Genomic DNA, 24,001 nt, shown 5'->3' on the forward strand with positions numbered 1-24,001 from the left:
TTTCTCCACCTCAGGTGCTCGACTATGATGACTCATGAACCCAAGTGCGTCCAATGGAAGCGCGCAGGAGCTCGCGAGGTGCAAGCGCTGACAGACGGAATGACCGCAGAGCAGGAATTGGCGTTCTGGCAAGCTGCGACCAGGAAACTTAGAGAAAAGCAACACGCAGACGAACCTGAGAAACACCGCTTTATTTCGAAACCAGCCCAACGAATAAGTTTAGATCGCGCGAGCGAAGCGAGCCGCGATCTGAACCGGTCGTTGGACGAGCCCGGGGTCGAGGAATCACGGGGAGGGCCATAGACCCTCAGAGCAACGCCATACGTTTTGCCTGCTGATCTCGGCTATTCGCTGACGAGCAACAAGCATCCCCGCAGACGATGATGGTAAGTGAGAATGACCGGTCAAGAGTGCATCCAATACGTCTCAGATGAACAAGGGCGCCGCCTCAGCGCCATCGTACCCATCGAGCTCTGGGAAGAGATTACCGCAGAAATCGAAACTGCCTATCTGCTGAAAAGCGACACGATGCGCGAACGTTTGCTGCTGGCAAAAGGTAGAGATGGCGGCATCTCTCTTGAGGATGCCCGTGCGCAACTTGGAATTTGACGCGCTAGCGTTCGAAGACCTGGCGTGGTGGGTTCAGCACGACCGGAAGAAGGCAATCCGCCTGATGAGGATCATTCAGGAGACTCGCGCCGAACCTTTCGGCGGCATCGGCAAGCCTGAACCGCTGAAACATGAACTGTCTGGCTGCTGGTCGAAACGCATTGATGAAGAACACCGTCTCGTCTATCAGGTTAACGACGAAAAGATCAGGATTCTTGCGTGCCGTTATCATTACTAGGAAAAGGCCACAGCGCACTTTCTGCCCAGGTACCCACAAACGCCCAACTAGCGGCTCGGCCCGACCGCCCGTTGCCGCGCCGTCGCTGCGCTCCGGCGCGCCAACGGGCGGCGGGCCAGCCTTAACATTAGAGCCACGTAGATACATAACCTCGGTAAACGAATATGAAGCTCACAGAGATTGAGCGTGAAGCTCTGCACCTGTCCGAGGAAGAGAGAGCAGCACTTGCTCAAAAACTTCTGCTAAGTCTAGATTCTCCGTCTGAAAGTGAAATTTCCGAGGACTGGCTAACGGAAGCAAGCCGGAGGGCACGCGAGTTGGATGAAGGTCTTGTACAGCCGGTCTCTTCGGAAGAGGTCAGGCGAAAAGCGCTGTCTCTCCTGAGATGAGCTATTTCTTTCATCCCGCTGCTGAAGCAGAGTATTTGGAATCTATCGCCTATTATGAGTCAAAGCGCCCAGGGCTTGGGGCTACGTATATGGGTGAGTTCGAAAGAGTAATGGATGCGATCTGTGAAGCCCCGCACAGAAGCCCCGTCGAAAGACGCCCTGACGTAAGGCGCATGAGAATGAAACGATTTCCGTTTACAGTTCTGTACCGAGAGAACGCGAATACCGTACAGGTACTGGCAGTAGCACACAACCGGCGTCGGCCCCAGTACTGGTTAGGTCGGCTCTAACACACGGGGAAACTCCGAAGCCGGCCAAACAGCGGCCGGCTGGGGTTACCCGAAACGTTGGCCTCAGTGAAAACCCCAGCGCATCCCGCGCTTTCAACTGTCAAAGCCCGAAGCTAGGATCGAATTCAATAGCGGAACGGAAGCACCGGGGCAGCGCATCGCAAGCGCCGCCCGCGATCGACAGGGGAATCCGAGCAGCACGAAATCACCGCACGACAATAGGGCGACAATAGCGACAATAGGGGACAGTGCGGCCTGGCAAGGCCGCGTGATCTAGCGGGTGGAAGTCCCGCCTGGGTAATCGTGAGCCGCGAGCCCAGTATCGAGCCTTGCGGCGTGGCTGGTAACTTCGATTAATTGCGTCGGTTTCAAATGTCGGCGTCGAAGCGTCACGTCAGCAGGAGACCGTTCCGGACCAAGGCGGTCAGCAGCGCTCCGATCGCCGGGGGCGCCGGGTCAACGCGGAATCGGCGGCGGGTGACGCGACACTCGGGTCTTATCCCAACACCCGGCGCGGCGGCGCGGCAATTGCTCAAGCCCCCTCGCCCACGTCCAGCGGCAACACCGGGCCGCAGGAGGCGGCGAGGAGCTCCACCGCCTCCTCGGCGGAGTCAGCAAGCTGCATTTCCACCTCGCCCGGGGAGATGGTTCCGGCCTCGTACAGGCGCTCCAGTGCCACGTCCAGCAGCGGGCGCCAGAAGGCGCGGCCGAGTGCCACGCACGGGAAGGCCTGCAGCTTGCCCGTTTGGATCAGGGTCAGGGTCTCGAATAGCTCGTCCAGGGTGCCGAAGCCGCCCGGCAGGAACACGAAGCCGGAGGAGTACTTGACCAGCATGACCTTGCGCACGAAGAAGTAGTCGAAGGTCAGCACGCGGTCGAGGTAGGCGTTGGGCTGTTGTTCTTGCGGCAGACGGATGTTGCAGCCGACGCTGCGCCCGCCCGCCTCCCGCGCACCGCGATTCGCGGCCTCCATCACCCCGGGGCCGCCGCCCGTCATCACCGTAAAGCCGGCATCGGCGAGCGCGGCACCGAGCCGGCGCGCGAGCTTGTAGTAGTGGTGGGACTCGCCGAAGCGTGCCGAGCCGAAGACCGTCACCGTGGCGCCTAGGTCGTGCAGCGCGCGATAGCCGTGCACGAACTCGTTGAAAACGGTCACGGCGCGGTCGAAGTCCTTGAGCAGGTCATCGGGCCCGCGCAGCAGCTCGAGCTCGCGCCGCGCCGGCGACGTGTCGTTGATCATGGCTCCGCCGGACCGGTGTCAGAGCGCCCTGAGGATGCGCTGCACCTGCCGGCGATGCAGGCCGTTGTGCAGGGCCGCCAGCGCGTGCCACTGCGCGGCGGAAAGCTCACCGATCCAGGGGTGCGGGAAGCGAATGCCGGCGTGCAGGTTGCCGAGCTTCTCCACCATGTCCGTGTAGCGGTCGACGACCCGGGCGAGGTCGTCCAACTGCTCGGGGCCGGCCTCGGGGACTGGCTTGAAGTCCGCGACGCGGACCTCCGTGACCACATCGAGGCCGGAGTACAGCCTGGGCAGCGTCGCGGCAATGGCCGAGGTGACGATGACCAGGTGCTCGATGGTCATGTAGACGGACCAGTGCCGGCTACTGTCCTCAATGCCCGGCAGGCGCCGCACCAGTACGCGCCGGCGGCCCTGCGCCTCGTCCAGGCCCCGCGCCAGCGCAATGGCCTGTTCCGCCTCCTGGCGGAACAGATCGGTAAGCCGGTCTTTGGTGTAGAGGCTCGCGGCCATGCGCACGGCGGCGCCAAGCAACTGGCGCTCATGCCAGGGGATGCCCGCACCGGGTGGGGCGAGCTTCGGGTTGTCGGTCTTGCTCATCGCCGACCTCCGTTGTGTGATGGCGCGGTCACAGGATTCAGCCGGCGGCCTGCCGCTTTTCCCAAGTGTCGCGCAAGGTCACGGTGCGATTGAAGACCGGCGCGCCCGGCACCGAGTCGGGGTCCACGACGAAGTAGCCTTCCCGCTCGAACTGGCAGCGCCAGCCCGGTTCGGCGGCGGCGAGCGCCGGCTCGATGATGCATCCGGACAGCACGCACAGCGACTCGGGATTGAGGTCGACACGAAAATCCCGCCCGCCGCTGCCGGGCTGGGGCACCGTAAACAGGCGGTCGTACAGCCGCACCGTCGCCGGCACGCCGGTGGCCGCATCCACCCAGTGGATCACGCCCTTGACCTTGCGGCCCTCGGGGTTGCGGCCGAGCGTGTCCGGGTCAACGGAGCAGCGCAGCTCCGCCACCGCGCCGGCGGCGTCCTTGATCACCTCGTCGCAGCGGATCACGTAGGCGTTGCGCAGCCGCACCTCGCCGCCCGGCACCAGGCGCTTGAAGCCCTTCGGCGGCTCCTCCGCGAAGTCGTCCCCGTCGATGAAGATCTCCGCACCGAAGGGGACGGAGCGGTTGCCCATGTCCTCGCGCTTCGGGTGGTTCGCCACCGGCACGGCCGTCGGCGCGTCGGCGGGCAGATTGGTCAGCACGATCTTGAGCGGGCGCAGCACGGCCATCGCCCGCGGGGCCTCGCGGTCGAGATCCTCGCGGATGGTGCTCTCGAGAAGCCCCATCTCCACCAGATTGTCCGCCTTGGTGACGCCGATGCGGGCGCAGAATTCGCGGATGGCGCCGGGCGTGCAGCCGCGCCGGCGCAGCCCCGAGATAGTCGGCATGCGCGGGTCGTCCCAGCCGGTCACGATGCCCTCCTCCACCAGTTGCGTCAGCAGCCGCTTGGACATGACCGTGTATTCCAGATTGAGTCGGCTGAACTCGATCTGGCGCGGCTTGCTCGGCACCGAGACGTGGTCTACGCACCAGTCGTAGAGCGGCCGATGGTCCTCGAACTCCAGCGTGCAGAGCGAATGCGTGATGCCTTCCAGCGCGTCCGAGATCGGGTGGGTGTAGTCGTAGGTCGGGTACAGGCACCAGGCGTTGCCGGTCTGGTGGTGGATCACGCCATGGCGGATGCGATACAGCACCGGGTCGCGCAGGTTGATGTTCGGCGAGGCCATGTCGATCTTGGCGCGCAGCGTGCGGGCGCCGTCCGGGAACTCGCCGGCGCGCATGCGCCGGAAGAGATCCAGGTTCTCTTCCACGGAGCGCTCTCGGTACGGGCTGTCCTGACCCGGCTCCGTCAGCGTGCCGCGGCGCGCGCGCGTGTCGTCCGCCGACAGGTCGCAGACATAGGCGAGCCCCTGCTCAATGAGCTCCACCGCGAAGCCGTAAAGCTGCTCGAAGTAGTCGGACGCAAAATAGAGCCGATCCTGCCAGTCGTAGCCGAGCCAGCGCACATCCGCCTTGATGCTCTCGACGAACTCCAGGTTCTCCTTGTGCGGGTTGGTGTCGTCGAAGCGCAGGTTGCAGGTGCCCGCATAGTCCTCGGCGATGCCGAAGTTGAGCACGATGGACTTGGCGTGACCGATGTGCAGGCAGCCGTTGGGCTCTGGCGGGAAGCGCGTGCGCACACGTTCGTGCTTGGCGCTGGCGAGGTCCGCATCGATGATCTGGCGGATGAAGTTGGTCCGGGGTGTGTCGCTCATAGCACTCGTTCAGCGGGGCCACTGCATCCCGCCGGGCTTCGACGCACCGGCGGCACGGCGCCGGGGTCTAGCGCCGGCGTAAGACCCGGCAGCATACAAGCGCCGAGGGTCAAGGGCCAAGGGCAGCGAAGCTGTCACCTGCGCCTTAACGCCCGCTCGGGCCGGAAACCCGTGCGCTCGATGGCGACATTTGCCAGCAGGCGCAACACTCACTAACCTGTTGGGCGGTCGGTTGCAAGCGCCGGCACGGCCGAGTCAGCCATCGGCCCGGGAATCCGGCGCCCGCCCGGACTCGGGCAGCTCACTCGTCAACCCGCCACTTATCCACTTTCAGGAGATCATCAATGCAGAGAGCCATCCACCTCGCCGTGCTCGCGCTGTGCGGCAGCGTCGTCGCCGGCAGCGCCTTCGCGCAGGATCCCGCGGCGCCGGAATTCCAGGCCGGCGAAGCGGCCCAGGCCTTCATGGAGAAGCTGGACACCGACAAGAGCGGCGGTATCACGCTGGAAGAGGCCACCGCACCCCAGCGCGAGCAGTTCAAGAGCAACGACACGGACGGCGACGGCTTCATCACCGAAGACGAGGCCCGCGCCGCCTTCGCCGCGCAGGTCCCGCCGGAGATGCTGGAGGCGATGAAGGAGCGCGGCATGCCGGACCCGGGCAGCACCTTTGTCAAGAACCTGGACAAGAACGGCGACGGCAAGGTGGATCTGGCCGAGTTCGAGCAGCCCACCAAGGACTCCTTCGCGGCCATGGACACGAGCGGCGACGGCATTGCCGACGAGGCCGAGGCCACCGCCTACTTCGAGGCCATGAAGACGAAGATGGAGGCGCGCCTCAAGGAGATGCAGGAACAGATGCAGCAGATGCAGCCGCCGCCGGCCGAGTAACGCCGGGCAACCGCGCCCCTGAGGCCGGCACCGCGGTGCCGGCCGTCACAGCACCCGCTTGAGCAAGCCGGCGCCTGGCGTTGGCTCCGCCCGCGGGATGGCGTCGTCGCGCGGCGTCAGCAGATCCAAGTCGTAGAACATGTCCGCCCCCATGCGGAAGATCCGCGGCGACACGCGCAGGGCCTCGGACAGGTGCTCGGTGCGCGGCAGGCAGATGCCGGGCCGGCCCTGACCGATGATCAGCGGCGCCACCGCGAGCTGGAGCCGCGACAACCGCCCGGCGACCAGAAAGCGCGACACCGTGACCCCGCCGCCTTCCACGAACAGCCGCCGCAGCCCGCGCTCGGCAAGCGCCGTTGCCAGTGCGTCGAGATCCAACCCGTGCGGACCCGCCGGCAGCCTGAGCACCTCTGCCCGGCCGTGGCAGGCCGAGCTGCCCGTTTGCGCGGTGCAGAGCAGCGTCGGCGCCGCATCGTCCGTGAAGACGCGATAGCGCGCCGGAAGGCTGCCCTTCGGGTCCAACACGACCCGCACCGGGCTCGGGCCTGGCACCAAACGCGTCGTGAGGCGCGGGTCATCGCAGGCCACGGTGCCGGCGCCCACCAGCACCGCATCGGACAAGGCGCGCATCCGGTGCAGGTGGACGATGTTGTCGGGTCCCGTGACGAAGCAGGAATCGCCCTTGTGCGTGGCGATACAGCCGTCCAGGCTCTGCCCCAGGTGCCCGACGGTCCAGGCCGCACCGGCACCGTCCGCACAGAGCGGCAGGTAGAGCGCGAGGAGATCCCGGTCGGGCTCGGCCAGGTCCGGCGCCAACTGCCAGCGATCATCTGCCGTACGCACCAGCAGTGCCGGGCTAACGCCGCCGCCGCGGCCGCTCGCGGCGAGCAATGCCGCCCAGGCCGGGCCAGTCCGGCTCGGCCCCGCGCAGGCTGTCACATCGGGCGCAGCAGACATGGCGCTACCGTCGTACCGACGCTCATGAAGTTGCCATCCGGCAGCCGCGGCGGCGCCGCGACCGGCAACAGCACGACGCGGCGGCCCCGGTCCAGCGCCGGTGCGCTCAGCTCGCGCCAGCGGCCGGACGCGGGCATCGGGCTCGGACCGGTCGCCGGTGCTGGCGTCTCAGGCGACCGCGACCATTTCCAGATCGAACAGCAGATCCTGTCCGGCGAGCGGATGGTTGCCGTCCACGGTAACGGTCTCCTCGTCGAAGGCGGCGATCACGAAGCTCACCGTCTGCTCGTCGGGCCCGCGGGCATTCAGCACCATGCCGACCGACAGATCGATGTCGTCCGGCATCACGGCGCGGGGCAAGGTCTGGGTCATGGCCTCGTTGCGCTCGCCGTAGGCGGCGTCGCACAGAATGGTGATGGACTTCTGCTCGCCGGGCACCATGCCGATGAGCGCATCCTCGAAGCCGGGGATGGTCTCGCCCTGGCCCAGGGTGACCTCCAGCGGCTCCAGTCCGCGGGACGAATCGAACTCGGTGCCGTCCACCAGCCGGCCAGTGTAGTGGACCTTGACGGTGTCGCCGACGGCGGCGGCTTTGCTGTCTGCTGACATCTCGGGTGCTCCTCGCGTTTCGTGTCGGTGGGAGCCGACCCCGCGCAAACGCGGCCGACCCGGGGCTGTGGATGATTCCGGCTCTGCCCGGTTGATGCTCACCTTAGACCAGGCTGCCCGGGGGACGCAAACGCCCGGTCGTGCCGACCCGCAGGCGCCGCCGCCCTCAGCCGAAGGCCTCCGCACTGCCGTGGCCGTAGTCGAAGGTGATCTCCTCCCCCGCCGCGATGGGCGCCAGCGCATAGAGCTCGAAGCCGTCGAAGGCGGCGTTCGGCGCGGGGCTGTGGTTCAGCCAGCGCAGCAGATTGCGGCCGCTGCGCCCATGCCAGTGCTCGCCGTCATCGCTGACCCAAAGCACATAGGTGCCGTTGCGCCGCGCCGGCGGCCCCGCGTAGCTGCCGATGTGCGCGCCGGCCGCGAACGCCACGCGCGCGAAGCAGCCCTGGCCATGGATCGGCGACGCCGCCCGACACACCCGCTCGCGGAGCCGGCGCGAGGGCGTCGGCTCGGTGCCCTCCCCCGCAGCCATCTGATCAGCGCCGCCGCGCTCAGCGCCGCCGCGCCGCCGCGAAGGCCGCGGCCAGCGAGCCCGCCGGCTCCGGCTCGCGCGTGCGCGCCCCACCGCGCTCGCCGCGGGGCGCCGATCGCTGCCGCCGCTCGCCCTTGCCGGCGGCGACCGCCGCCGCGTCCTCCAGCGGCTCGTCCAGGCGCATGCTGAGCGCGATGCGCCGGCGCTCTAGGTCCACCGCCATCACCTTCACCTTCACCACCTGCCCGGACTGCACCACCTTGTGCGGGTCATCGACGAAGCGATCGGCGAGCTTCGAGATATGCACGAGCCCGTCCTGGTGCACGCCCACGTCGACGAAGGCGCCGAAGTTCGTGACATTGGTGACCGTGCCCTCCAACATCATGCCGGGCTCAAGGTCCGTCAACTGCTCGACGCCCTCCTGGAAGGTCGCCGTGGTGAAGGCCGGCCGCGGGTCGCGGCCGGGTTTCTCCAGCTCCACCAGGATGTCCTGGACCGTCGGCGCGCCGAACAGGGCATCTGCGAACCGTTCGGGGGCGAGCCCGCGCAGCGTCTGCCGGTCGCCGATCAGCGCGCGCACCGGTTTGCCCGTGTGCTCGACGATGCGCCGCACCACCGGATAGGCCTCCGGGTGCACTGCGGACCCGTCCAGCGGCTCATCGCCGTCCGGAATGCGCAAAAAGCCCGCGCACTGCTGGAACGCCTTCTCGCCGAGCCGCGGCACCTGCATCAGCGCGGCACGGCTGCGGAAGGGACCATGCTCGTCGCGATGGCGCACCACGTTCTCGGCCAGCGTCGCGGAGATGCCGGACACCCGCGCCAGCAGCGGCGCCGAGGCCAGGTTCAGGTCCACGCCGACGGCGTTGACGCAGTCCTCGACCACCGCGTCCAGGCTGCGCGCCAGGCCGGTTTGGTTGACGTCGTGCTGGTACTGGCCGACGCCGATGGACTTGGGGTCGATCTTCACCAGCTCCGCGAGCGGGTCCTGCAGGCGCCGCGCAATGGAAACGGCACCGCGCAGCGAGACATCGAGCTGCGGCAGCTCTTGGGATGCATACTCGGACGCCGAGTACACCGAGGCCCCCGCCTCGCTCACCACGACGCCCTTCACGCCGAGCTCCGGGTGGCGCTTGGTCAGGTCGCGCACCAGCCGGTCCGTCTCCCGCGACGCGGTGCCGTTGCCGATGCTGAGGAGCTTCACATGGTGCGCCTTGCACAGCGCCGCCAGCGTCGCGATGGACTGGTCCCACTGGTTGCGCGGCGCATGCGGGAAGATCGCGTCGGTGGCGACGACCCGCCCGGTGGCGTCCACCACCGCCACCTTGACGCCGGTGCGAAGGCCAGGGTCGAGCCCCATGGTCGGCAGCCGACCGGCCGGTGCGGCCATCAACAGCGACTTGAGATTGGTCGCGAAGACGCGGATCGCCTCCGCTTCGGCCGCCTCGGCGAGCCGCGCCTTGAGGTCCAGATCGAGCCGGGTCAGCAGCTTGATGCGCCAGGCCTTGCGGACGGTCTCGAGCAGCCAGGCATCGCCCGGCCGGCCGCGGTCGGCGATGCCGAGCCGCGCCGCGACGCGGCTCTGCAGCGGCCGGTCGGCATCGGGCTCCGTCCCGGCAATCAGCTCCAGGCTCAGCACGCCCTGGTTGCGCCCGCGGAACAGCGCCAGCGCGCGGTGCGACGGGATGCCGCGGATGGGCTCGGCGTGGTCGAAATAGTCGCGGAACTTGGCCCCGGCGGTCTCCTGACCAGGCAGCACCTTGGCCACCAGGATGCCCCGCTCCCACAGCGCCCCGCGCAGCTCGCCGACCAGCTCCGCGTCTTCGGTGGCGCGCTCCATTAGGATCTGCCGGGCGCCTTCGAGCGCGGCAGCAGTGTCGCTGATGCCCTGCTCGGGGTTCAGGAAGGCGGCGGCATGCGCCTCCGGCGGCTGGCCCGGATCGGCGAGCAGCAGGTCGGCCAGCGGCGTAAGCCCCGCCTCGCGGGCGATCTGCGCCTTGGTGCGGCGCTTCGGCCGATACGGCAGGTAGAGATCTTCCAGGCGCTGCTTGCTGTCCGCGGCGACGATGGCCGCGCGCAGTGGGTCGGTGAGCTTGCCCTGCTCCTCGATGCTCGCGAGCACCGTGGCGCGGCGGTCTTCGAGCTCGCGCAGGTATGCCAGGCGCTGTTCGAGGTGACGCAACTGCACGTCATCCAGCCCGCCGGTGGCCTCCTTGCGATAGCGGGCGACAAACGGAACCGTGGCGCCGCCGTCGAGCAGCGCAACCGCGGCCTCGACTTGGTGGGCGCTTGCGCCGATCTCGTGCGAAATGACTTGAACGATGGATTGCATGCCGTTGAACGAAGTCCTGATTCAGGCGGGGCTTCATTCTAGGCACAGCGACAGGCGTTGGCCAACTTTGGTTGGAGCTCAGCCGGCTGAGAAATGGCGGCAAGCGTCATGCTGCGTGGGGAGCAAAGGGCCGAGGGCCGAGGGCCGAGGGCTAAGGGCTAAGGGCTAAGGAGGGCTGCGCCTCGGCCCTCCGCCCTCGGCCCTCGGCCCTCGTCAGCTAATTCGGCACCGCTCTCCATAAACTGACATTACCGTCCTCAGCTCGGCGAGGACCCAGTCGCGCTCGGCGCGCGAGAGGTCCGCGGTCTCGGGCAGGTCTTCGCCCTGCTCCAGTCGGTCGATGGCATCCCAGGCGCCGCGGCAGCCGCGCTCGCAGATGTGCTCGACCCGGACTTCCAGCCGGGGCAATAGTAGTGCTGCCAAAACCGCGCCTCCGCAAGCGTTGGTCGATCAGGGAACGCTGATGGACGGCAGTATGCGGCATCCCTTGAGATTTGTCAGCGCTTGCCTTGGTTGCTTGCTGGTTTTCCCTAACCAGGAGCGGGCGGAACGGACCACAATAGTCACAGTGTCAGCTCGTGTCAGATCCCACAGCGAACTGGAAGTCAGCCCGGCGGCGGTGCGGTTCCGCTACGGCTCGGCCGGCATCGGGACGCGGACCCGCCCGGGCTCCTGGTGCGTCATGCCCGGGCCGACACCGCGGCCGGGCTCGCTGCCATCTGCGCCGTCGCCCGCGAGGGACTGCCGCCGCCGGAGTGCTGGCAGGCGTACAAGCTGCTCGCCGACTGACCCCGCAGGCAGGCCGGGTTAGGGTTGATGTCGGGTCGCCGTGTGGTTTTCGCGCTATCCTGTTGCGCCATCCGGCTGGCCCCGAGGCCAGCGCCTGCGCGCCCCGGATCTTTGACGACGTCGCCGCCACCAGAACCGCACCGCATGGCCACTCCGAATCCGCAACTCGGCGACGTGCGTGACCGCGCCCGCCGCCTGCTGCTCGCTGGCGGCGCCGCGCTGCTGCTCATCGCCGGGCTCGGGCTCGGTGCCGGAAGCTGGGTCTTGGGTGAGCCCCTCGGCGCATTCGACGTCGGCGGAGCCGCCGTGCTGCGCGCGCGGGCGGCGACGGTCTTCGTCATCGCCCTGGTCACCTTGAGTGCCGTCGCCGCCGTGACCCTCTTCGTGTGGCTCATGCTTGAGCGCCGGCTCGCCGCGGTGGCGGAAAGCCGCGAGCGCAACCGCGCCGTCGTCGACAACATGGTGGACGGCGCCATCCACATCGACAACAAGGGCCGTCTCGTGGCGCTCAACGCTGCGGCGGAGCGCATGTTCGCGCAGGATAGTGCCGCGGTGCGCGGCGAGCCGTTGTCCGTTCTGCTCGCCCCGGAGCACCGCGACCAGGTGGAGGCGTTGATCCGCGACGCCGCCGACGGCGGGCACGGCGACGTCAGCGACGCCCGCGAGCTGACGGGCCAGCGCAGCGACGGCAGCCGCTTTCCGCTCTACCTGGCCGTGAGCGAGGTCAACATCGGCGCGCAGCCGGTCTTCACCGCCATCGCCCGCGACCTCACCGAGACGCGCCGGCGCATGCAGGAGCTTGCCGAGGCCCGCGACCAGGCCATGGCGGCGGACCGCGCCAAGAGCCAGTTCCTGGCCGTGATGAGCCACGAGATCCGCACGCCGATGAACGGCATCCTGGGCATGCTGGATCTGTTGCGCGACGGCTCGCTCTCGGTGCAGCAGCGCGAGTTCATCGACACCGCCGAGCAGTCGAGCCAGGTGCTGCTCGGCATCATCAACGACATCCTGGACCTGTCGAAGATCGAGGCCGGCAAGCTCGAGCTCCAGCACATCGACTTCGACCTGCGCGCGACGGTGGAAGAGGTCACGGCGCTGGCCGCCGGCCACGCCCGCGACAAGGACCTGGAGGTGGTGAGCTTCATCGAGCAGGACGTGCCCGCGGGCGTCGTCGGCGACCCATTCCGGCTGCGCCAGGTGCTCATGAACCTGACCAACAACGCGCTCAAGTTCACGCTGCGCGGCGAGGTCGTCGTCCACGTTGCCGCCGAGGCGCTGACGGAGCGGGACGTGAGGCTGCGCATCAGCGTGCGCGACACCGGCATCGGCATCGAGGCGCCGGTGCGCGAGCGTCTCTTCAAGCCCTTCTCCCAGGGCGATGCATCCACCACGCGCCGCTTCGGCGGCACCGGGCTCGGGCTCGCGATTTCCAAGCGACTGGTCAGCCTGATGGACGGCGAGATCGGCGTGGACAGCACGCCGGGTGCGGGCTCGACCTTCTGGATTCGCCTGCGCTTGCCGCGCTCCACGGCGGGCGCCGAGCAGCCGGCGGCGGACCTGCGCGGCGTGCGCGTGCTGATCGTCGACGACAACGCCACGAACCGGCTGATTCTCGAGAATTACCTCGGCAACTGGGGCGCCACGAGCGACAGCGTCGCCGGCGGGCTCGAGGCGTTGCGCACCCTACAGAGCGGCGTGGACTCGGAACAGCCCTTTGCGCTCGCGATCCTCGACATGCAGATGCCCGAGATGGACGGCATCGAGCTCGCCCAGCGCATCAAGGGCGACCCGGCGCTGGCGGCGACAAGGCTCCTGATGCTGAGCTCCCTGGGCTTCCCCGGTGCCGACGCCCGCCGCGCCGGCATCGGCGTGAGCCTGCTCAAGCCCGTGCGGCAGAGCCTGCTGCACGATGCGGCGCTAAAGGTGCTCGGCGTCGGCGTCGGCGACCGGCGCTTGGCGGAACCGCCGCCGCCGCGCGCGCAGTTCCGCGCCCGCGCGCTGGTGGTGGAAGACAACCCGGTGAACCAGCGCGTGGTCGTGCTGATGCTGCAGCGCTTCGGCGTGGAGGCGGAGGTGGCCGAGAACGGCGCCCTGGCCGTCGACGCCCTAGCCGGTGACCACGCCTTCGATCTCGTGTTCATGGATATGCAGATGCCCGTGCTCGGCGGCCAGGAGGCCACCCGCGAGATCCGCATGCGCGCCGCCCGCGCGGGCCTGCCCCGGGTGCCCATCATCGCCATGACCGCCTCCGCCACGGCCGCCGACCGCCGGGCCTGCCTGGCGTCCGGCATGGACGACTTCATCGCCAAGCCCGTGCAGCGCGGCGCGCTTGAGAGCGCGCTCAAGCGCTGGCTGCCGCAGCAGGCGCTGCCGGTGGTTGCGCCGGCCACGGCCGCAGACGGGTCCATGGCCTAGCGCGCCGTTGCGCCCCAGCCCCAGTCCTCAGCCCCAGTCCTCAACCTCACCGCAGGATCAGCCGTTTCGATGGACGCCATCCAGATCGCACTACTCGCCTTCGTGCAGGGCCTCACCGAGTTCCTGCCCATCTCCAGCTCCGGTCACCTGGTCTTGACGCCGCTGTTGTTCGGCTACGAGCTGCAGGACCTGTCCTTCGACGTCGCGGTGCATCTCGGCACCCTCGCCGCGGTGGTGCTGTACTTCCGCAACGAGCTCGCGAGCATGACGCTGGCCATGGCCACGGGCTTCCGCGGCGAGCTGACGCCGGAGCGGCAGAAGGACGCCCGCCTCGGCTGGATGGTGGTCATCGCGACGCTGCCGATCCTGATCCTCGGGCTGCCGCTCAAGGGGGTGCTGGACGTCTTGCGCACCGACGAGACGCTGATCGCGCTGGTCATCGCCGGCACCACCATCGGTTTCGGGCTGCTGCTCTGGTACGCGGACGTGCGCGGCAGCCGCCGGCTGGACGAATACGGCATCAATTGGATTGCGGCGCTGCTCATCGGCCTGTTCCAGGCCATTGCGATCATCCCCGGCACCTCGCGCTCCGGCATTACCATGACCGCCGGGCTCTTTATCGGGCTCACGCGCCAGGCGGCGTCGCGGTTCTCATTCCTGCTGTCGATCCCGACCATCCTGCTCGCCGGGGCGCTGGCGACAAAGGACCTTGTTGAGGCAACAGCGCCAGTGGACTGGGGCGCGCTCGGCCTCGGCGCCGTGCTGTCGTTCATCGTGGCCTATCTCACGATTCACTTCTTCCTGAGGTTTATCGAGCGGGTCAGCATGCTGCCCTTCGTGCTGTACCGGCTCTTGCTCGGCGTGGTCATTCTGTGGCTGGTGCTGATGTGATGCGAGGCGCCGCGTTCTGCTTAGTGAAGATTCAAAAATAACCGGGACACTCGTCACAGCGGAACCCAACGGCGGGCGAGGAGGCCCTTCCCGGGTACGCCGACCTCAGTCGGCCCCCTGGGGAAGGCGGACTTCCGTCCGCCGCCGGCAATTTCCGCAGCGAAGCACTAGAGTTAGAACCTCGATTTCGATCCGGACGAACGGCTGGCGGAGCCTGTGTGTCGGAGATGATTGTGTATCGGTTGTTTTTGAACGGCTCCTCAGGGTCAGCTTTTCGGACCGTCCGCGGGATGGGGCGAATGCACCCTGAACCCTCAGAGCAGCTTGACCAGCATCGCCACCACCGCCGCTTGCGCGATCAGCAGGCCGGCCATCCACTTGATGATATCGGCCTTGGCCGCCTCGACGCGGGTCTCGACATCCGCGATGCACGCATTCAGGTAGTCCCGCGTGACCAGCTCATCGCTCGTGGCATCTCTAAAGGCGTTCGCGAATGCCTCCGCTTGCTCCCCAGGTACCCCGGCGTCGCGGGCGAGCTTAAGCGTGTCGAAGGTGATGGCGCTCATGGCGAAGGCGATTCAGCGTATCCGGTGGGTAAGGATCTTAGCATCGCAGAATCGATCCGCAGCGCCGTTGGCGTCAAGACCTTCACGACATTGCGCCGACGTCAGGCGGGGCGCGGTAGCCGCCCGTCCACCAGGAAGGTATCGAGCGCAAACACGTGCAGCTCGGAGGACGCCTCCGGCGCGAAGCTGACCGCCTGCGCCCTGGTTTCGCACAGCCAGCGACTCAGGCCCAGCGGCGCGCGGCTCACCAGCGCCTCGGGCCGGAACAAAGCCACATTGATGCCGCGCTCCGGGTCCCGGGCGGAGACGTATTCGATGAGATCAATGCCCGCCTCCCGCAGCGCCGCGCCCAGGCGCTGGGTCGGGCCGTAGTCCGCCGCGTCGCGCAGCACCGCATCGTGCGCGGCGCAGGGCGGCTCCTGCAAACGCACGCCGCGCTCGCCCCGGCAGCGCGCCCGAAACAGGCTGTGCTGGGTGCGCAGCCGCCCCGACGGCGGCGGCTCCGCCATCGCGCTCCAGAATACGAACCGATAGTAGGCCACCTCCGCCAGCAGGCTGCCCTGCCCGCGGGCGCCGTAGAACAGGCTCGGCTCGAACCGCCCGCCAAAACGCGAGCCGTGGCGCAGCGGCGGATAGCGGAAGGGCGTCCCGAGCAGGTAGTGCAGCCCCCGGCTCCCCGGCACCAGCGGTGGCTTGGAGCGCTCCAGCAGTTCTTCCAGCAGCGCCTGCTCGGCCAGGTCGTCCACCAGCGACAGTGTCGCCACCTGCTGCTGGCTCTCCACCATGCGCAGCAGCTCGCCGCCGAGGGGGGCGATGCAGAGCGTCTCGGCGCAGGCGGGCCAGAGGTCGAGCATCACGTAAGAGGTGGAGCTGGGAGCTAGGGGCTCGGCACGGAACGCCCCACCCGGCCCGCCTAGCCCCCAGCCTCTAGCCCCTAGCCCCTGGTTTTAGGCATGCCCGCGCATGGCATCCAAATACTCGACCACCGCCACCAGCCCCTGCACCGAGCGCACCTGCTCCGCCGGCACGCCGCCGGTGTCGCGGTTCTGCGTGTGCATCCAGTGCTGCATGGCCACCGCGTCGCCGCCCACCAGGGCATAGAGGCTGCGATAGCAGCGGATCAGCAGCAGGGCCAGCTCGCCGGACTTGCTGTGGGCGTCCAGCCCGCGGCTGAAGGCGGTGCGCTCCCGGCCGATGACCTCGGCGACGCGCTGCTGCGACAGGCCCAGCGCCTTGCCGGCGTTGAGCAGCGCCTTGGTCAGGACGGCGCGGGCATCGGGGCGGACAGCGGGGGCCAATTGGACGGCGGCGGACATGGGGGCGAGCTCCGGCTGAATTGTTGCATACGCAACGAATAGTCCAGTTTCGTTGCTGTTGCAACTTTTTCTTGCAGCCGTGCCGCCCCGGTGTCGCGCGGCCTTGCGCCAAGCGCCCGCCCCGATTGGGTATGATCCGGGCATCCCTCAGCCCCAGCCCCCGCAGCCTGTCAAGGATCGCACCATGCTTAGGCTCTTCCTGTCCCACGCCCACGAGAACAAGGCCCTCGCCGCCAACCTCCAGCGCGTGCTGGAGCAGCAGAGCAGCGCCGAGCATCCCGTCCACGTCTGGCTCGACAAGCGCGAGCTGCGCGCCGGCGACGGCCTGACCCCGGAGATCGAGCGCGCCATCACCGCGGCCGACGCCCTGCTGGTGCTGGTGACGCCGGCGGCCCTGCAATCCGTATGGGTCGGCAAGGAGGTGGCCATGGCGCGGCGGGTGAAGGCCGAGCGCGAACAGGCCGGCGGCGCCTACCGCATCATCCCGATCCGCGTCGATGGCGCCCCGCTCGGCCTGCTGGAGACCCTGTTCGGTGACGACAAGCCGCTGGAGGTCCGCCTGCATAGCGGCGCCAACGGCATCTTTGCTGCCCTGCCGGCGCTGCGTGCCGCCCTCGGCCTGGAGGCCCCGAGCGGCACCGAGCCCGGCCCCCGCGCCGATGCCCGGCCCATGGACGAGCTGGTGCTCGAGCTGACCGATCTCAGCATCCACGTCGCCGACAACAACGTCCGCCGCCCCCGGGCCCGCGCCCGGCTGGTCTACCAGCCCGCCGACCCCGCCCGTCCCGCCGTGCACGGTGCGCGGGACTGGCGCCTGATCGCCCCCCTCGGCCCCATCGAGGCCGACGACCTCGCCTGGTACCTGGAGAAGTACCCGGTCTGGCCCGGCACCCCCTACCAGGCCCGCGCCCGCCAGGTGGAGCAAGACCTGATCCGCTGGGGCCGGCTGCTCCACGACGCCGCGCTGCCCGCCGCGGAGGTCGGCAACGTGCTCGACGCCTGGGAGGCCGCGGCCGACGGCGCCGCCCGGCGCTTCTCGGTGCAGGTGGACGCCCGGCCCCTGGCCGGCACCGGCGAGGCCGAGCAAGAGCAGGCCCGGGAGGCCGCCACCGCCCTGCTCGCCCGGCCCTGGGAGCTGCTGCACGACGGCCGCGACTTCCTGTTCCAGGGCCGCCGGCCGGTGCGGGTGCGCCGCCGGCTGCCCGGCACCCGCGGCTACGACCGCCCGCTGCTCGACCCGCCGATCCGCATCCTCGTCATCAGCCCCCGCCCCGAGGACGCCGCCTGCGGCTACATCGACCACCGCGCCTCCACGCTGCCGCTGCTCGATGCCGTCGCCGATCTCGGCGAGCTGGTCGTCCCGACCCTGCTCGACCCGCCGACCCTGCCGGCGCTGCGCCAGGCCCTCGCCGCCGCCCGCGACCAGGGCCGGCCCTATCACGTCATCCACTTCGACGGCCACGGCGTCTACGACCGCCGGCGGGGCTTGGGCGGCCTCTGCTTCGAGGACCCGGCCGATCTGGACAAGCTGGAACGCCGCCGCCACCAGACCATCGACACCAACGAGCTCGGCCGGCTGGTCCAGCACCACCGCATCCCGCTGGTCTTCCTGGAGGCCTGCCAGACCGCCCAGGCCGAGGACGCCACGGACTCCGTCGCCACCGCCCTGCTCCAGGCCGGGGTCGCCGGCGTCGTCGCCATGACCCACTCGGTGCTGGTGGAGACGGCCCGGCGCTTCGTCCGCCCCTTCTACGTGGCGCTGGCTTCCAGCCAGCGCATCGGCGATGCGATGCTGGCCGGCCAACAGGCCCTCAAGGACGACGACACCCGCGGCCAGGTCTTCGGCGCCGGGCCGCTCCGGCTCCAGGACTGGTTCGTGCCGGTGCTGTACCAGGAGCAGGACGACCCGCGGCTGTTCACCGAGACCCCGGCCCCGCGCACCGTCGAGGAGATCAACAACGACCTCGCGCGCCGCCTGGGCGCGCTGCCGCCCCCGCCCGCGACCGGCTTCATCGGCCGCTCCCGCGAGCTGCTGGCCCTGGAGCGGCTGCTCGGCAGCGCCCGCTGGGCCCTGATCCGCGGCCAGGGCGGCGAGGGCAAGACCGCGCTGGCCTGCGAGCTGGCGCGCTGGCGGGTTCGCACCGGCCGCTGCCGGCGCGCCGCCTTCGTGTCGGTGGAGCAACACAGCACCGCAACGGCCGTGCTCGACGCCCTCGGCCGCCAGCTCGTGCCCGGCTACAGCGTCACCGGCTACCCGAGCCTGGACCAGGCCCTCCAGCCCATCGAGCGGGCACTGCGCGACCAGCCGACCATCCTCGTGCTCGACAACCTGGAGTCCCTGCTGCCGCGCGACCTCGACCCCAACGCCCCGGCATCGCTGGTCGAGGCGGCCGACCAGGCCCTCGCCGAGATCCTGGCCCTGGCCGCGCGCCTCCACCCCATCGGCGAGACCCGGCTGCTGCTCACCAGCCGCGAGCCCCTGGTCGGCGACCATCTGGCCCCGTTTGATCGCGCCGCCCAGCGCCGGGAGCTGCACCGGCTGGCCATGGACGACGCCGTCGAGCTGATCGAGAAGGCCCTGAACGCCGCCGGCACCGGCCTGCCCGACGCCGAGCGCGAGGCCGTCGAGGCCCTCGTCGAGGCCGTCCAGGGCCACGCCCGCACCCTGGCGCTGCTCGTGCCGAATCTCCGCGCCCAGGGCGTCGAGGCGACCCGCACCCGCCTGGTGGCGCTGATGGAGGCGATGGACCGGCAATGGCCCGGCGAGCGCGAGCGCTCCCTCTATGCCAGCGTCGAACTGTCCCTAGCGAGGCTGACGCCGGACCAGCGCCAGCGGGCGCGGGTGCTCGGTGTCTTCCAGGGCAGCGTCGATCTGGACCTGTTGCGCGTGATGATGGACTGGGATCAGCCCACCGTCGCCGACCTGGCCCAGGCCCTCACCGACACCGGCCTGGCCACGCGGGGGCCCTACGGCCATCTCGCCCTGAACCCGGCCCTGTGCCCCTACCTGCTGCGCGGGCTGGACCCGGCCGAGCGGGCGGACCTGCTGACCCGCTGGGACGCCGCCATGGGGCAGTACGTCGCGTTCCTCGTCCAACAGCGGTTCCAGGACACCGACCTGTCCGCGACCCTGACCCGGCTGGGGCTGGCCAACCTGCTGGCCCTGCTGGACCGGGTCGAGGCGGTCGGTGCGCCGGAGGCGATCATCGCGCTCACCACCTCGATGCACCAGCTCTTCCAGATGCTCGGCCGCCCGCGCCTGCAACAGCGCATCGCCCGCGCCCGCGACGCGGCCGAGCGGGCCCTGGCGGGGTCGTGGTCCCATGCCGCCTTCGAGGTCCAGCGCACCCGCATCGAGCAGCAGCTCGCCGGCGGCCAGCTTCAGGCCGCGTTTGATGCCGCCCGCGCGCTGCTGGAGCGGGCCGTCGCCGCCGGCGACGCGGCCTATCCGGGCGCGGACTATGACTTGGCAATGGCCCATTGGCTGCTCGCGCGGGTGCTGAAGACGGCCGGCGGCGCGGAGCAGGCCTTGGCGCTGCTGGACGCGGCCCAAGGGCGCTTCGAGGCCATCGCGCTGCGGTCCCAGTCCAGTCGCGCCGCCGAGGGCATGGCCTCGGCCTGTGTCACCGAGCGCGGCGACTGTCTTCGCGCCCTTGGCCGGCTCGACGAGGCGGCGGCGGCCTATGAGGAGGGCATCCGCCGTGCTGAGGCGCTGGGCGCGGCGCGGCAGGTGGCCGCCTGCAAGGGCCAGCTCGGCACGGTGCGGCTTCTGCAGGGCCGCATCGACGAGGCACTGGCCGCCTACGCCGAGGCCCGCGCCCGCTTCGAGGCCCTGGGCGAGCCGGGCTCGGTGGCCGTCGTCTGGCACCAGACCGGCATGGCCCTGCAAGAGGCCAGCCGCGGCGAGGCGGCCGAGGACGCCTATCGGCAGTCGCTCGCCATTGAGGTGCGGCTCGGCAATCGCGCCGGGCAGGCCAGCACGCTGGGGCAGTTGGGCAATCTCTACGCCGATGTCCTCGACCGCCCCGAGGACGCCGTCGCCCTCTATCGCCAGGCGGCGGAGGCCTATCAGGCGATCGGCGACCTGGCCAACGAGGGCCGGTCGAGAAGCAACCTCGCGATCACGCTGCGCCGCCTCCAGCGCCTCGACGAGGCCCGCCGGGAGCTGACCCGGGCCATCGAATGCGATGCCCGCTTCGGCCATGCCGCCGAGCCCTGGAAGACCTGGGATGTCCTGGCACGCCTAGAGACCGCCGCCGGCAACCCCGACGCCGCCCGCGCCGCCCGCGCCAAGGCCCGCGCCGCCTTCCTCGCCTACCGGCGCGACGACGGCGAGAACCATTGGCCCTCGGGCCGCCTCGCGCTGGCCGTCGGCGAGCTGCTCGCCAACGGCCAGGCGGACGCCGCCGAGGCCGAGCTGCGCGAGCTGGCCGCCCGTCCGGACTGGTCGGAGGGCGGCCCCTTCCTCGCCTGCCTGACCGCCATCGCCCAGGGCCGCCGCGACCCGGCCCTGGCCGAGACCGCAGGCCTGCGCTACGACCAAGCCGCCGAGCTCCTGCTGCTGCTGGAGCGCCTGCCCCCACCCGCCGCCGCGCCCTGACCCTTACCTTCTCGTGACACCGCTCCGCGGTGTCACGCCCTCCCGGCGCTCCGCGCCCATCCACCGCCATCCCACCTCGCCGCACCGCCGCACCCCCCGAGGCGCAGAGCGCCAAAGCGCGCGTGACACCGCAGGAGCGGTGTCACGAGCAGACTTGACGGGACACCACAAACTTCCTCGTGACACCGCTCCGCGGTGTCACGGCCTCCCGGCGCTCCGCGCCCACCCGCCGCCATCCCTGCCCCACGATCTCCGCCGACCTCGCCAACCCCCCTGGGGGGCAGAGCGCCAAAGCACCGCCCCCATCACCAACCGGTAAACACCTCGATCATCCCCTCCCGCCCGGCATAGTTGCGCGCACTGGACCACCGCCAATGCTCGGGCTCGTCGACGAAGCCGCGCTTGACCGGGTTGTTGTGGATGTACTCCAGCTTCTGGCGCAGCATCTCCTCGCCCTGGATGCACTGCGGGTGGGAGCCCTCCTGCCATAGCTGGTGGCTGCGGTCCGTGCGCTTGGCCTTCAGCGCCAGGCGCAGGCGTTCCAGCAGCGGCGTGCGCTTCCAGCAGGTCGATGAGGCGGTGGGCCGTGAAGGACTTGAATTCGCGCCAGGTATCCGGCAGCCGCGGGGCTTGGGCAACGGCGTGGAGGTGGTTCTCCAGCACCACGAAGCCGTAGATGTGCAGCCCCGCGTGCTGCTGTTGATGGGTCCAGGCGTCGAACAGGATTTGCGCGGCCTCCGGGCGGGTGAAGATCGGCAGCCACTCGACGACGGTGTCGGTCAGGAAGTGCGGGAGATGGGGCTCGGCGAAGCGGTAGCGGGTTCTGGCCATGGTGTGTCTCCTTGTTTGGCGCTGGGGCGCGGAGCGCCGGAGAGCGCGTGACACCGCGGGAGCGGTGTCACGAGCACCCGAGGTGAGGCTCGGCGAAGTGGTAGCGGCTTCTGGCCATGGTGTGTCTGCTTGTGTGACGCTGGGGCGCAGAGCGCCGAGGAGCGCGTGACACCGCGGGAGCGCTGTCACGAGAATGAGTGCGCGTGACACCGCGGGAGCGCTGTCACGAGAACGGACGGCGGTGTCACGCGGACGAGTCAGTCGGGTCGGCCGCGGCCCACAACAGTGGTAGCAGCGTCAGCGGCCAGACCATGTACTGCGGGAACAGCACGGAGTTGTAGCCCGTGAACACCGCAAAGATCAGAAAGGCGGCTGCCCAGCGGTTCACGAGCCCGCGCCAGGCGAGGCCGTAGACGCCGGCGAACAACAGCAGCATCGGCAGCTTCGCCGGCAGGCCGATGAGGCCGAGCGATGCATCGAGCGACGCTGCCCCGACGGTCTGTGCGGGCAGCCGGGTCATCGGGAACAGCAGCGTGCGCAGCAGCGCCTCCGCGTCCCAGAGCAGGAACGGCAGGGTCAAGAGCGCCGGCAGCAGCGCGATCCAAACCCCCTGCTCCAGCATATCCCGCCAGCGCCGGCGCCGCTGCCAGGCCCAGATGAGAAAGAGCGGCACCAGCAGCACGGCGATGTGCTTGATGGCCAGCGACACCCCGAGCAGCAGCCCGGCGATCCGCGAGCGCCGCGGCAGCAGCGCGAGCGCGGCGATGACGGCGAGCAGCGCCGGCACGTCGATGTGCGCGATGCGCACGACCTCCAGCGTCCAGCGGTTGAAGAGCCAGAAGGTCGCGACAAAGAGCGCGAGCCAGCGCTGCTCCGGCCCGAGCACGCGGAAGAAGGCCGCCGCGGTGGCGAGGGTCAGCCCCAACAGCGCCCAGCGCCACGCGGTGAGCCAGTCCTTGAAGCTCACGAAGCCCGCCTGCCGGAGCCACGCCGCCGCGAGATAGGTGCCGGGCAAGTACGTGGCGTACTTGTCGTTGTGCCGCATGTCCGACGCGAGCACGCGCGCGTAGGGATTCGCGCCGGCCGCCAGGCGACCGCCCTCGACGTAGACGTAGTAGATGTCGTCCTGGTGCGAAACCCGCTCGAAGAACGGCAGATAGGCAACGACGAAGAGGATCAGCACCGCGAGCAGGCTGAACCGGAACCAGCGGCGCTCGGAAGGGCTCGCGACCTGCGGGTGTACGGGGCTCATGGATGACTCCGGGAGGGCTGATCAAGCTCGGCACCGGGGGCCGTCGGCTCTGCCTCCAGTGGACGGGCCCAAGGCGGCAGAGCCGCGAAGAAGCGTACCGAGGCAGAGCCTCGGCACGAGAAAAAAAGCCAGCGACGCTCGGCAGAGCTGGCGACCTGCGCGTGTGCGGGGCTCATGGATGACTCCGGGAGGGCGGATCGGAATTAGCTCGTCGCGCAGAAGCGGCCCCTAGATTGCTTGACGGCGCCGAATGCTTGCAGATGAGTCAAGTTTCACGACGACAAGGCGCTTGCAGGCAAAAGGGCCGAGGGCCAAGGGAGCCCGCCTCGGCCCTTGGTCCTTGGCCCTTGGCCCCATGCGCCGACGAGCGGGCTGCGCAAGACGAGGCGCCGTGCCCTGGTCGGTCTGAGGCTCTGCCTCGCTAGTGGTGCGCTGCCGACCATGCGCCCATGCGCGCGCGGCGCTGCAACGACAACGACGAACCAAGGTCTCGGGCGCTCGGCAGCGCAGCACTGGCCCGCCCGGAGCCGGGCCGGGCCGGGCCGGGCCGGAGAGCCGACCTCCAGGTCGGCTCCGCGCTGGCGATATCAGTGCATCCCGCGGTGTCGCCGTGTTGACCTGGAGGTCAACACTCCAGTCAACGCCAGCGAACCCCAGTCAACACCGCACCTAGCCCCTGGCCCCTAGCCCCTAGCCACTGGCCACTAGCCACTAGCCCCTGGCCACTAGCCCCTAGCCCCTAGCCACTAGCCCCTAGCCACTAGCCACTAGCCACTAGCCACTAGCCACTAGCCACTAGCCACTAGCCACTAGTGCAGCGGCGCGGAAGTCTTGAGACCGTCTTGGGTCGTCGCCGGCGGGTCGGTGGGCGATCCAGAGCGGCCCGGGCCGGGCCGGAGAGCCGACCTCCCGGTCGGCTCGGCAGTCGCGACAACATTCCGCTCTGTCGCCGTGTT

22 protein-coding genes are annotated in these 24,001 nt (G+C 69.4%); 8 read left to right on the forward strand and 14 right to left on the reverse strand.

The features are described 5' to 3' along the window. The first annotated feature begins 396 nt into the window (after nt 1–396). The 4 genes from ML01_RS28000 (at nt 397) to ML01_RS31560 (ending at nt 1,526) form a co-directional block, all read left to right on the forward strand. The gene (locus ML01_RS28000; protein ID WP_082674645.1) at nt 397–609 is read left to right on the forward strand and encodes a prevent-host-death protein; all 213 of its coding nucleotides are present in this window, start codon (nt 397–399) and stop codon (nt 607–609) included. Further along, nucleotides 590–847: a Txe/YoeB family addiction module toxin gene (locus ML01_RS24595; RefSeq protein ID WP_058558037.1), complete on the forward strand. Its 258-nt coding sequence runs from the start codon at nt 590–592 to the stop codon at nt 845–847. Before ML01_RS28000 ends, ML01_RS24595 begins: the two co-directional genes overlap by 20 nt. Before the next feature lie 164 nt (nt 848–1,011). Further along, nucleotides 1,012–1,236: an addiction module protein gene (locus tag ML01_RS28005; RefSeq protein ID WP_082674646.1), complete on the forward strand. Its 225-nt coding sequence runs from the start codon at nt 1,012–1,014 to the stop codon at nt 1,234–1,236. Continuing rightward, nucleotides 1,233–1,526, forward strand: a complete 294-nt coding sequence (locus tag ML01_RS31560; RefSeq protein ID WP_082674647.1) for a type II toxin-antitoxin system RelE/ParE family toxin — start codon at nt 1,233–1,235, stop codon at nt 1,524–1,526. Before ML01_RS28005 ends, ML01_RS31560 begins: the two co-directional genes overlap by 4 nt. Nucleotides 1,527–2,058: 532 nt before the next feature. Here the strand turns inward: ML01_RS31560 and ML01_RS24600 are convergent. The 3 genes from ML01_RS24600 to ML01_RS24610 are packed head-to-tail and all read right to left on the reverse strand — an operon-like array spanning nt 2,059 to nt 5,071. Beyond that, nucleotides 2,059–2,766 (reverse strand): TIGR00730 family Rossman fold protein, encoded by a 708-nt coding sequence (locus tag ML01_RS24600; RefSeq protein WP_058558023.1) that lies wholly within the window; start codon nt 2,764–2,766, stop codon nt 2,059–2,061. 18 nt (nt 2,767–2,784) lie between these two features. Next, nucleotides 2,785–3,363 carry a DinB family protein gene (locus tag ML01_RS24605; protein ID WP_058558024.1) on the reverse strand — a complete coding sequence of 193 codons (579 nt, stop codon included), beginning with the start codon at nt 3,361–3,363 and terminating at the stop codon, nt 2,785–2,787. 37 nt (nt 3,364–3,400) lie between these two features. After that, nucleotides 3,401–5,071, reverse strand: coding sequence for a glutamine--tRNA ligase/YqeY domain fusion protein (locus ML01_RS24610; RefSeq protein ID WP_058558025.1), 1,671 nt, complete (start codon nt 5,069–5,071; stop codon nt 3,401–3,403). A 344-nt stretch (nt 5,072–5,415) separates the two neighbouring features. Here ML01_RS24610 and ML01_RS24615 point away from each other — a divergent pair, with 344 nt between their 5' ends. Next, the gene (locus tag ML01_RS24615) at nt 5,416–5,961 is read left to right on the forward strand and encodes an EF-hand domain-containing protein (protein WP_058558026.1); all 546 of its coding nucleotides are present in this window, start codon (nt 5,416–5,418) and stop codon (nt 5,959–5,961) included. Nucleotides 5,962–6,006: 45 nt separating this feature from the next. On the opposite strand, the gene ML01_RS24620 is transcribed toward ML01_RS24615, so the two are convergent. From ML01_RS24620 to ML01_RS24640, 6 genes are all read right to left on the reverse strand, one after another. After that, a complete protein-coding gene (locus ML01_RS24620; protein ID WP_082674648.1) occupies nt 6,007–6,918 on the reverse strand; it encodes a RibD family protein in 912 nt (303 codons plus the stop codon). After that, complete coding sequence (locus ML01_RS29360) at nt 6,897–7,055, reverse strand: hypothetical protein (RefSeq protein ID WP_156427981.1); 159 nt, start codon at nt 7,053–7,055, stop codon at nt 6,897–6,899. The genes ML01_RS24620 and ML01_RS29360 overlap by 22 nt, the downstream gene beginning before the upstream one ends. A gap of 31 nt (nt 7,056–7,086) precedes the next feature. Further along, on the reverse strand, nt 7,087–7,527 hold the full coding sequence (locus tag ML01_RS24625) for a peptidylprolyl isomerase (protein WP_058558027.1): 441 nt from the start codon (nt 7,525–7,527) through the stop codon (nt 7,087–7,089). Between the two features lie 166 nt (nt 7,528–7,693). Continuing rightward, on the reverse strand, nt 7,694–8,056 hold the full coding sequence (locus ML01_RS24630) for an SET domain-containing protein (protein WP_058558028.1): 363 nt from the start codon (nt 8,054–8,056) through the stop codon (nt 7,694–7,696). A 19-nt stretch (nt 8,057–8,075) separates the two neighbouring features. Beyond that, nucleotides 8,076–10,385 carry a Tex family protein gene (locus ML01_RS24635; RefSeq protein ID WP_058558029.1) on the reverse strand — a complete coding sequence of 770 codons (2,310 nt, stop codon included), beginning with the start codon at nt 10,383–10,385 and terminating at the stop codon, nt 8,076–8,078. 213 nt (nt 10,386–10,598) lie between these two features. Continuing rightward, nucleotides 10,599–10,808 (reverse strand): hypothetical protein, encoded by a 210-nt coding sequence (locus tag ML01_RS24640; protein WP_254045380.1) that lies wholly within the window; start codon nt 10,806–10,808, stop codon nt 10,599–10,601. A 510-nt stretch (nt 10,809–11,318) separates the two neighbouring features. On the opposite strand from ML01_RS24640, the gene ML01_RS24645 reads away from it, so the two are divergent. Beyond that, nucleotides 11,319–13,589, forward strand: a complete 2,271-nt coding sequence (locus ML01_RS24645; protein WP_058558030.1) for a response regulator — start codon at nt 11,319–11,321, stop codon at nt 13,587–13,589. Between the two features lie 69 nt (nt 13,590–13,658). Then, complete coding sequence (locus tag ML01_RS24650) at nt 13,659–14,480, forward strand: undecaprenyl-diphosphate phosphatase (RefSeq protein WP_058558031.1); 822 nt, start codon at nt 13,659–13,661, stop codon at nt 14,478–14,480. A 314-nt stretch (nt 14,481–14,794) separates the two neighbouring features. On the opposite strand, the gene ML01_RS24655 is transcribed toward ML01_RS24650, so the two are convergent. From ML01_RS24655 to ML01_RS24665, 3 genes are all read right to left on the reverse strand, one after another. Then, on the reverse strand, nt 14,795–15,046 hold the full coding sequence (locus ML01_RS24655; protein ID WP_058558032.1) for a hypothetical protein: 252 nt from the start codon (nt 15,044–15,046) through the stop codon (nt 14,795–14,797). Between the two features lie 101 nt (nt 15,047–15,147). Further along, nucleotides 15,148–15,900 (reverse strand): RES family NAD+ phosphorylase, encoded by a 753-nt coding sequence (locus ML01_RS24660; RefSeq protein ID WP_058558033.1) that lies wholly within the window; start codon nt 15,898–15,900, stop codon nt 15,148–15,150. Nucleotides 15,901–15,993: 93 nt separating this feature from the next. After that, a complete protein-coding gene (locus tag ML01_RS24665) occupies nt 15,994–16,362 on the reverse strand; it encodes an MbcA/ParS/Xre antitoxin family protein (protein WP_058558034.1) in 369 nt (122 codons plus the stop codon). A 184-nt stretch (nt 16,363–16,546) separates the two neighbouring features. Here ML01_RS24665 and ML01_RS24670 point away from each other — a divergent pair, with 184 nt between their 5' ends. Next, entirely contained in the window at nt 16,547–20,962 is a 4,416-nt protein-coding gene (locus tag ML01_RS24670) for a tetratricopeptide repeat protein (RefSeq protein ID WP_058558035.1), read from the forward strand. A gap of 305 nt (nt 20,963–21,267) precedes the next feature. Here ML01_RS24670 and ML01_RS30880 read toward each other — a convergent pair whose 3' ends face one another. Both ML01_RS30880 and ML01_RS24680 read right to left on the reverse strand, forming a co-directional pair. Beyond that, nucleotides 21,268–21,600, reverse strand: a complete 333-nt coding sequence (locus ML01_RS30880; RefSeq protein ID WP_254045381.1) for a hypothetical protein — start codon at nt 21,598–21,600, stop codon at nt 21,268–21,270. A 437-nt stretch (nt 21,601–22,037) separates the two neighbouring features. After that, nucleotides 22,038–23,045: a glycosyltransferase 87 family protein gene (locus ML01_RS24680; RefSeq protein ID WP_058558036.1), complete on the reverse strand. Its 1,008-nt coding sequence runs from the start codon at nt 23,043–23,045 to the stop codon at nt 22,038–22,040. Nucleotides 23,046–24,001: the final 956 nt, after the last annotated feature.

The organism is Thiohalocapsa sp. ML1, from assembly GCF_001469165.1.
Lineage (GTDB): Bacteria > Pseudomonadota > Gammaproteobacteria > Chromatiales > Chromatiaceae > Thiohalocapsa.

Excerpts from the sequence above, each read along its gene's own strand:
- ML01_RS28000 (WP_082674645.1), top strand. The coding sequence starts at position 397 with ATGACCGGTCAAGAGTGCATCCAATACGTCTCAGATGAACAAGGGCGC.
- ML01_RS28005 (WP_082674646.1), top strand. The coding sequence starts at position 1,012 with ATGAAGCTCACAGAGATTGAGCGTGAAGCTCTGCACCTGTCCGAGGAA.
- ML01_RS31560 (WP_082674647.1), top strand. The coding sequence starts at position 1,233 with ATGAGCTATTTCTTTCATCCCGCTGCTGAAGCAGAGTATTTGGAATCT.
- ML01_RS24600 (WP_058558023.1), bottom strand. The coding sequence starts at position 2,766 with ATGATCAACGACACGTCGCCGGCGCGGCGCGAGCTCGAGCTGCTGCGC.
- ML01_RS24605 (WP_058558024.1), bottom strand. The coding sequence starts at position 3,363 with ATGAGCAAGACCGACAACCCGAAGCTCGCCCCACCCGGTGCGGGCATC.
- ML01_RS24610 (WP_058558025.1), bottom strand. The coding sequence starts at position 5,071 with ATGAGCGACACACCCCGGACCAACTTCATCCGCCAGATCATCGATGCG.
- ML01_RS24615 (WP_058558026.1), top strand. The coding sequence starts at position 5,416 with ATGCAGAGAGCCATCCACCTCGCCGTGCTCGCGCTGTGCGGCAGCGTC.
- ML01_RS24620 (WP_082674648.1), bottom strand. The coding sequence starts at position 6,918 with ATGTCTGCTGCGCCCGATGTGACAGCCTGCGCGGGGCCGAGCCGGACT.
- ML01_RS29360 (WP_156427981.1), bottom strand. The coding sequence starts at position 7,055 with ATGCCCGCGTCCGGCCGCTGGCGCGAGCTGAGCGCACCGGCGCTGGAC.
- ML01_RS24625 (WP_058558027.1), bottom strand. The coding sequence starts at position 7,527 with ATGTCAGCAGACAGCAAAGCCGCCGCCGTCGGCGACACCGTCAAGGTC.
- ML01_RS24630 (WP_058558028.1), bottom strand. The coding sequence starts at position 8,056 with ATGGCTGCGGGGGAGGGCACCGAGCCGACGCCCTCGCGCCGGCTCCGC.
- ML01_RS24635 (WP_058558029.1), bottom strand. The coding sequence starts at position 10,385 with ATGCAATCCATCGTTCAAGTCATTTCGCACGAGATCGGCGCAAGCGCC.
- ML01_RS24645 (WP_058558030.1), top strand. The coding sequence starts at position 11,319 with ATGGCCACTCCGAATCCGCAACTCGGCGACGTGCGTGACCGCGCCCGC.
- ML01_RS24650 (WP_058558031.1), top strand. The coding sequence starts at position 13,659 with ATGGACGCCATCCAGATCGCACTACTCGCCTTCGTGCAGGGCCTCACC.
- ML01_RS24655 (WP_058558032.1), bottom strand. The coding sequence starts at position 15,046 with ATGAGCGCCATCACCTTCGACACGCTTAAGCTCGCCCGCGACGCCGGG.
- ML01_RS24660 (WP_058558033.1), bottom strand. The coding sequence starts at position 15,900 with ATGCTCGACCTCTGGCCCGCCTGCGCCGAGACGCTCTGCATCGCCCCC.
- ML01_RS24665 (WP_058558034.1), bottom strand. The coding sequence starts at position 16,362 with ATGTCCGCCGCCGTCCAATTGGCCCCCGCTGTCCGCCCCGATGCCCGC.
- ML01_RS24670 (WP_058558035.1), top strand. The coding sequence starts at position 16,547 with ATGCTTAGGCTCTTCCTGTCCCACGCCCACGAGAACAAGGCCCTCGCC.
- ML01_RS24680 (WP_058558036.1), bottom strand. The coding sequence starts at position 23,045 with ATGAGCCCCGTACACCCGCAGGTCGCGAGCCCTTCCGAGCGCCGCTGG.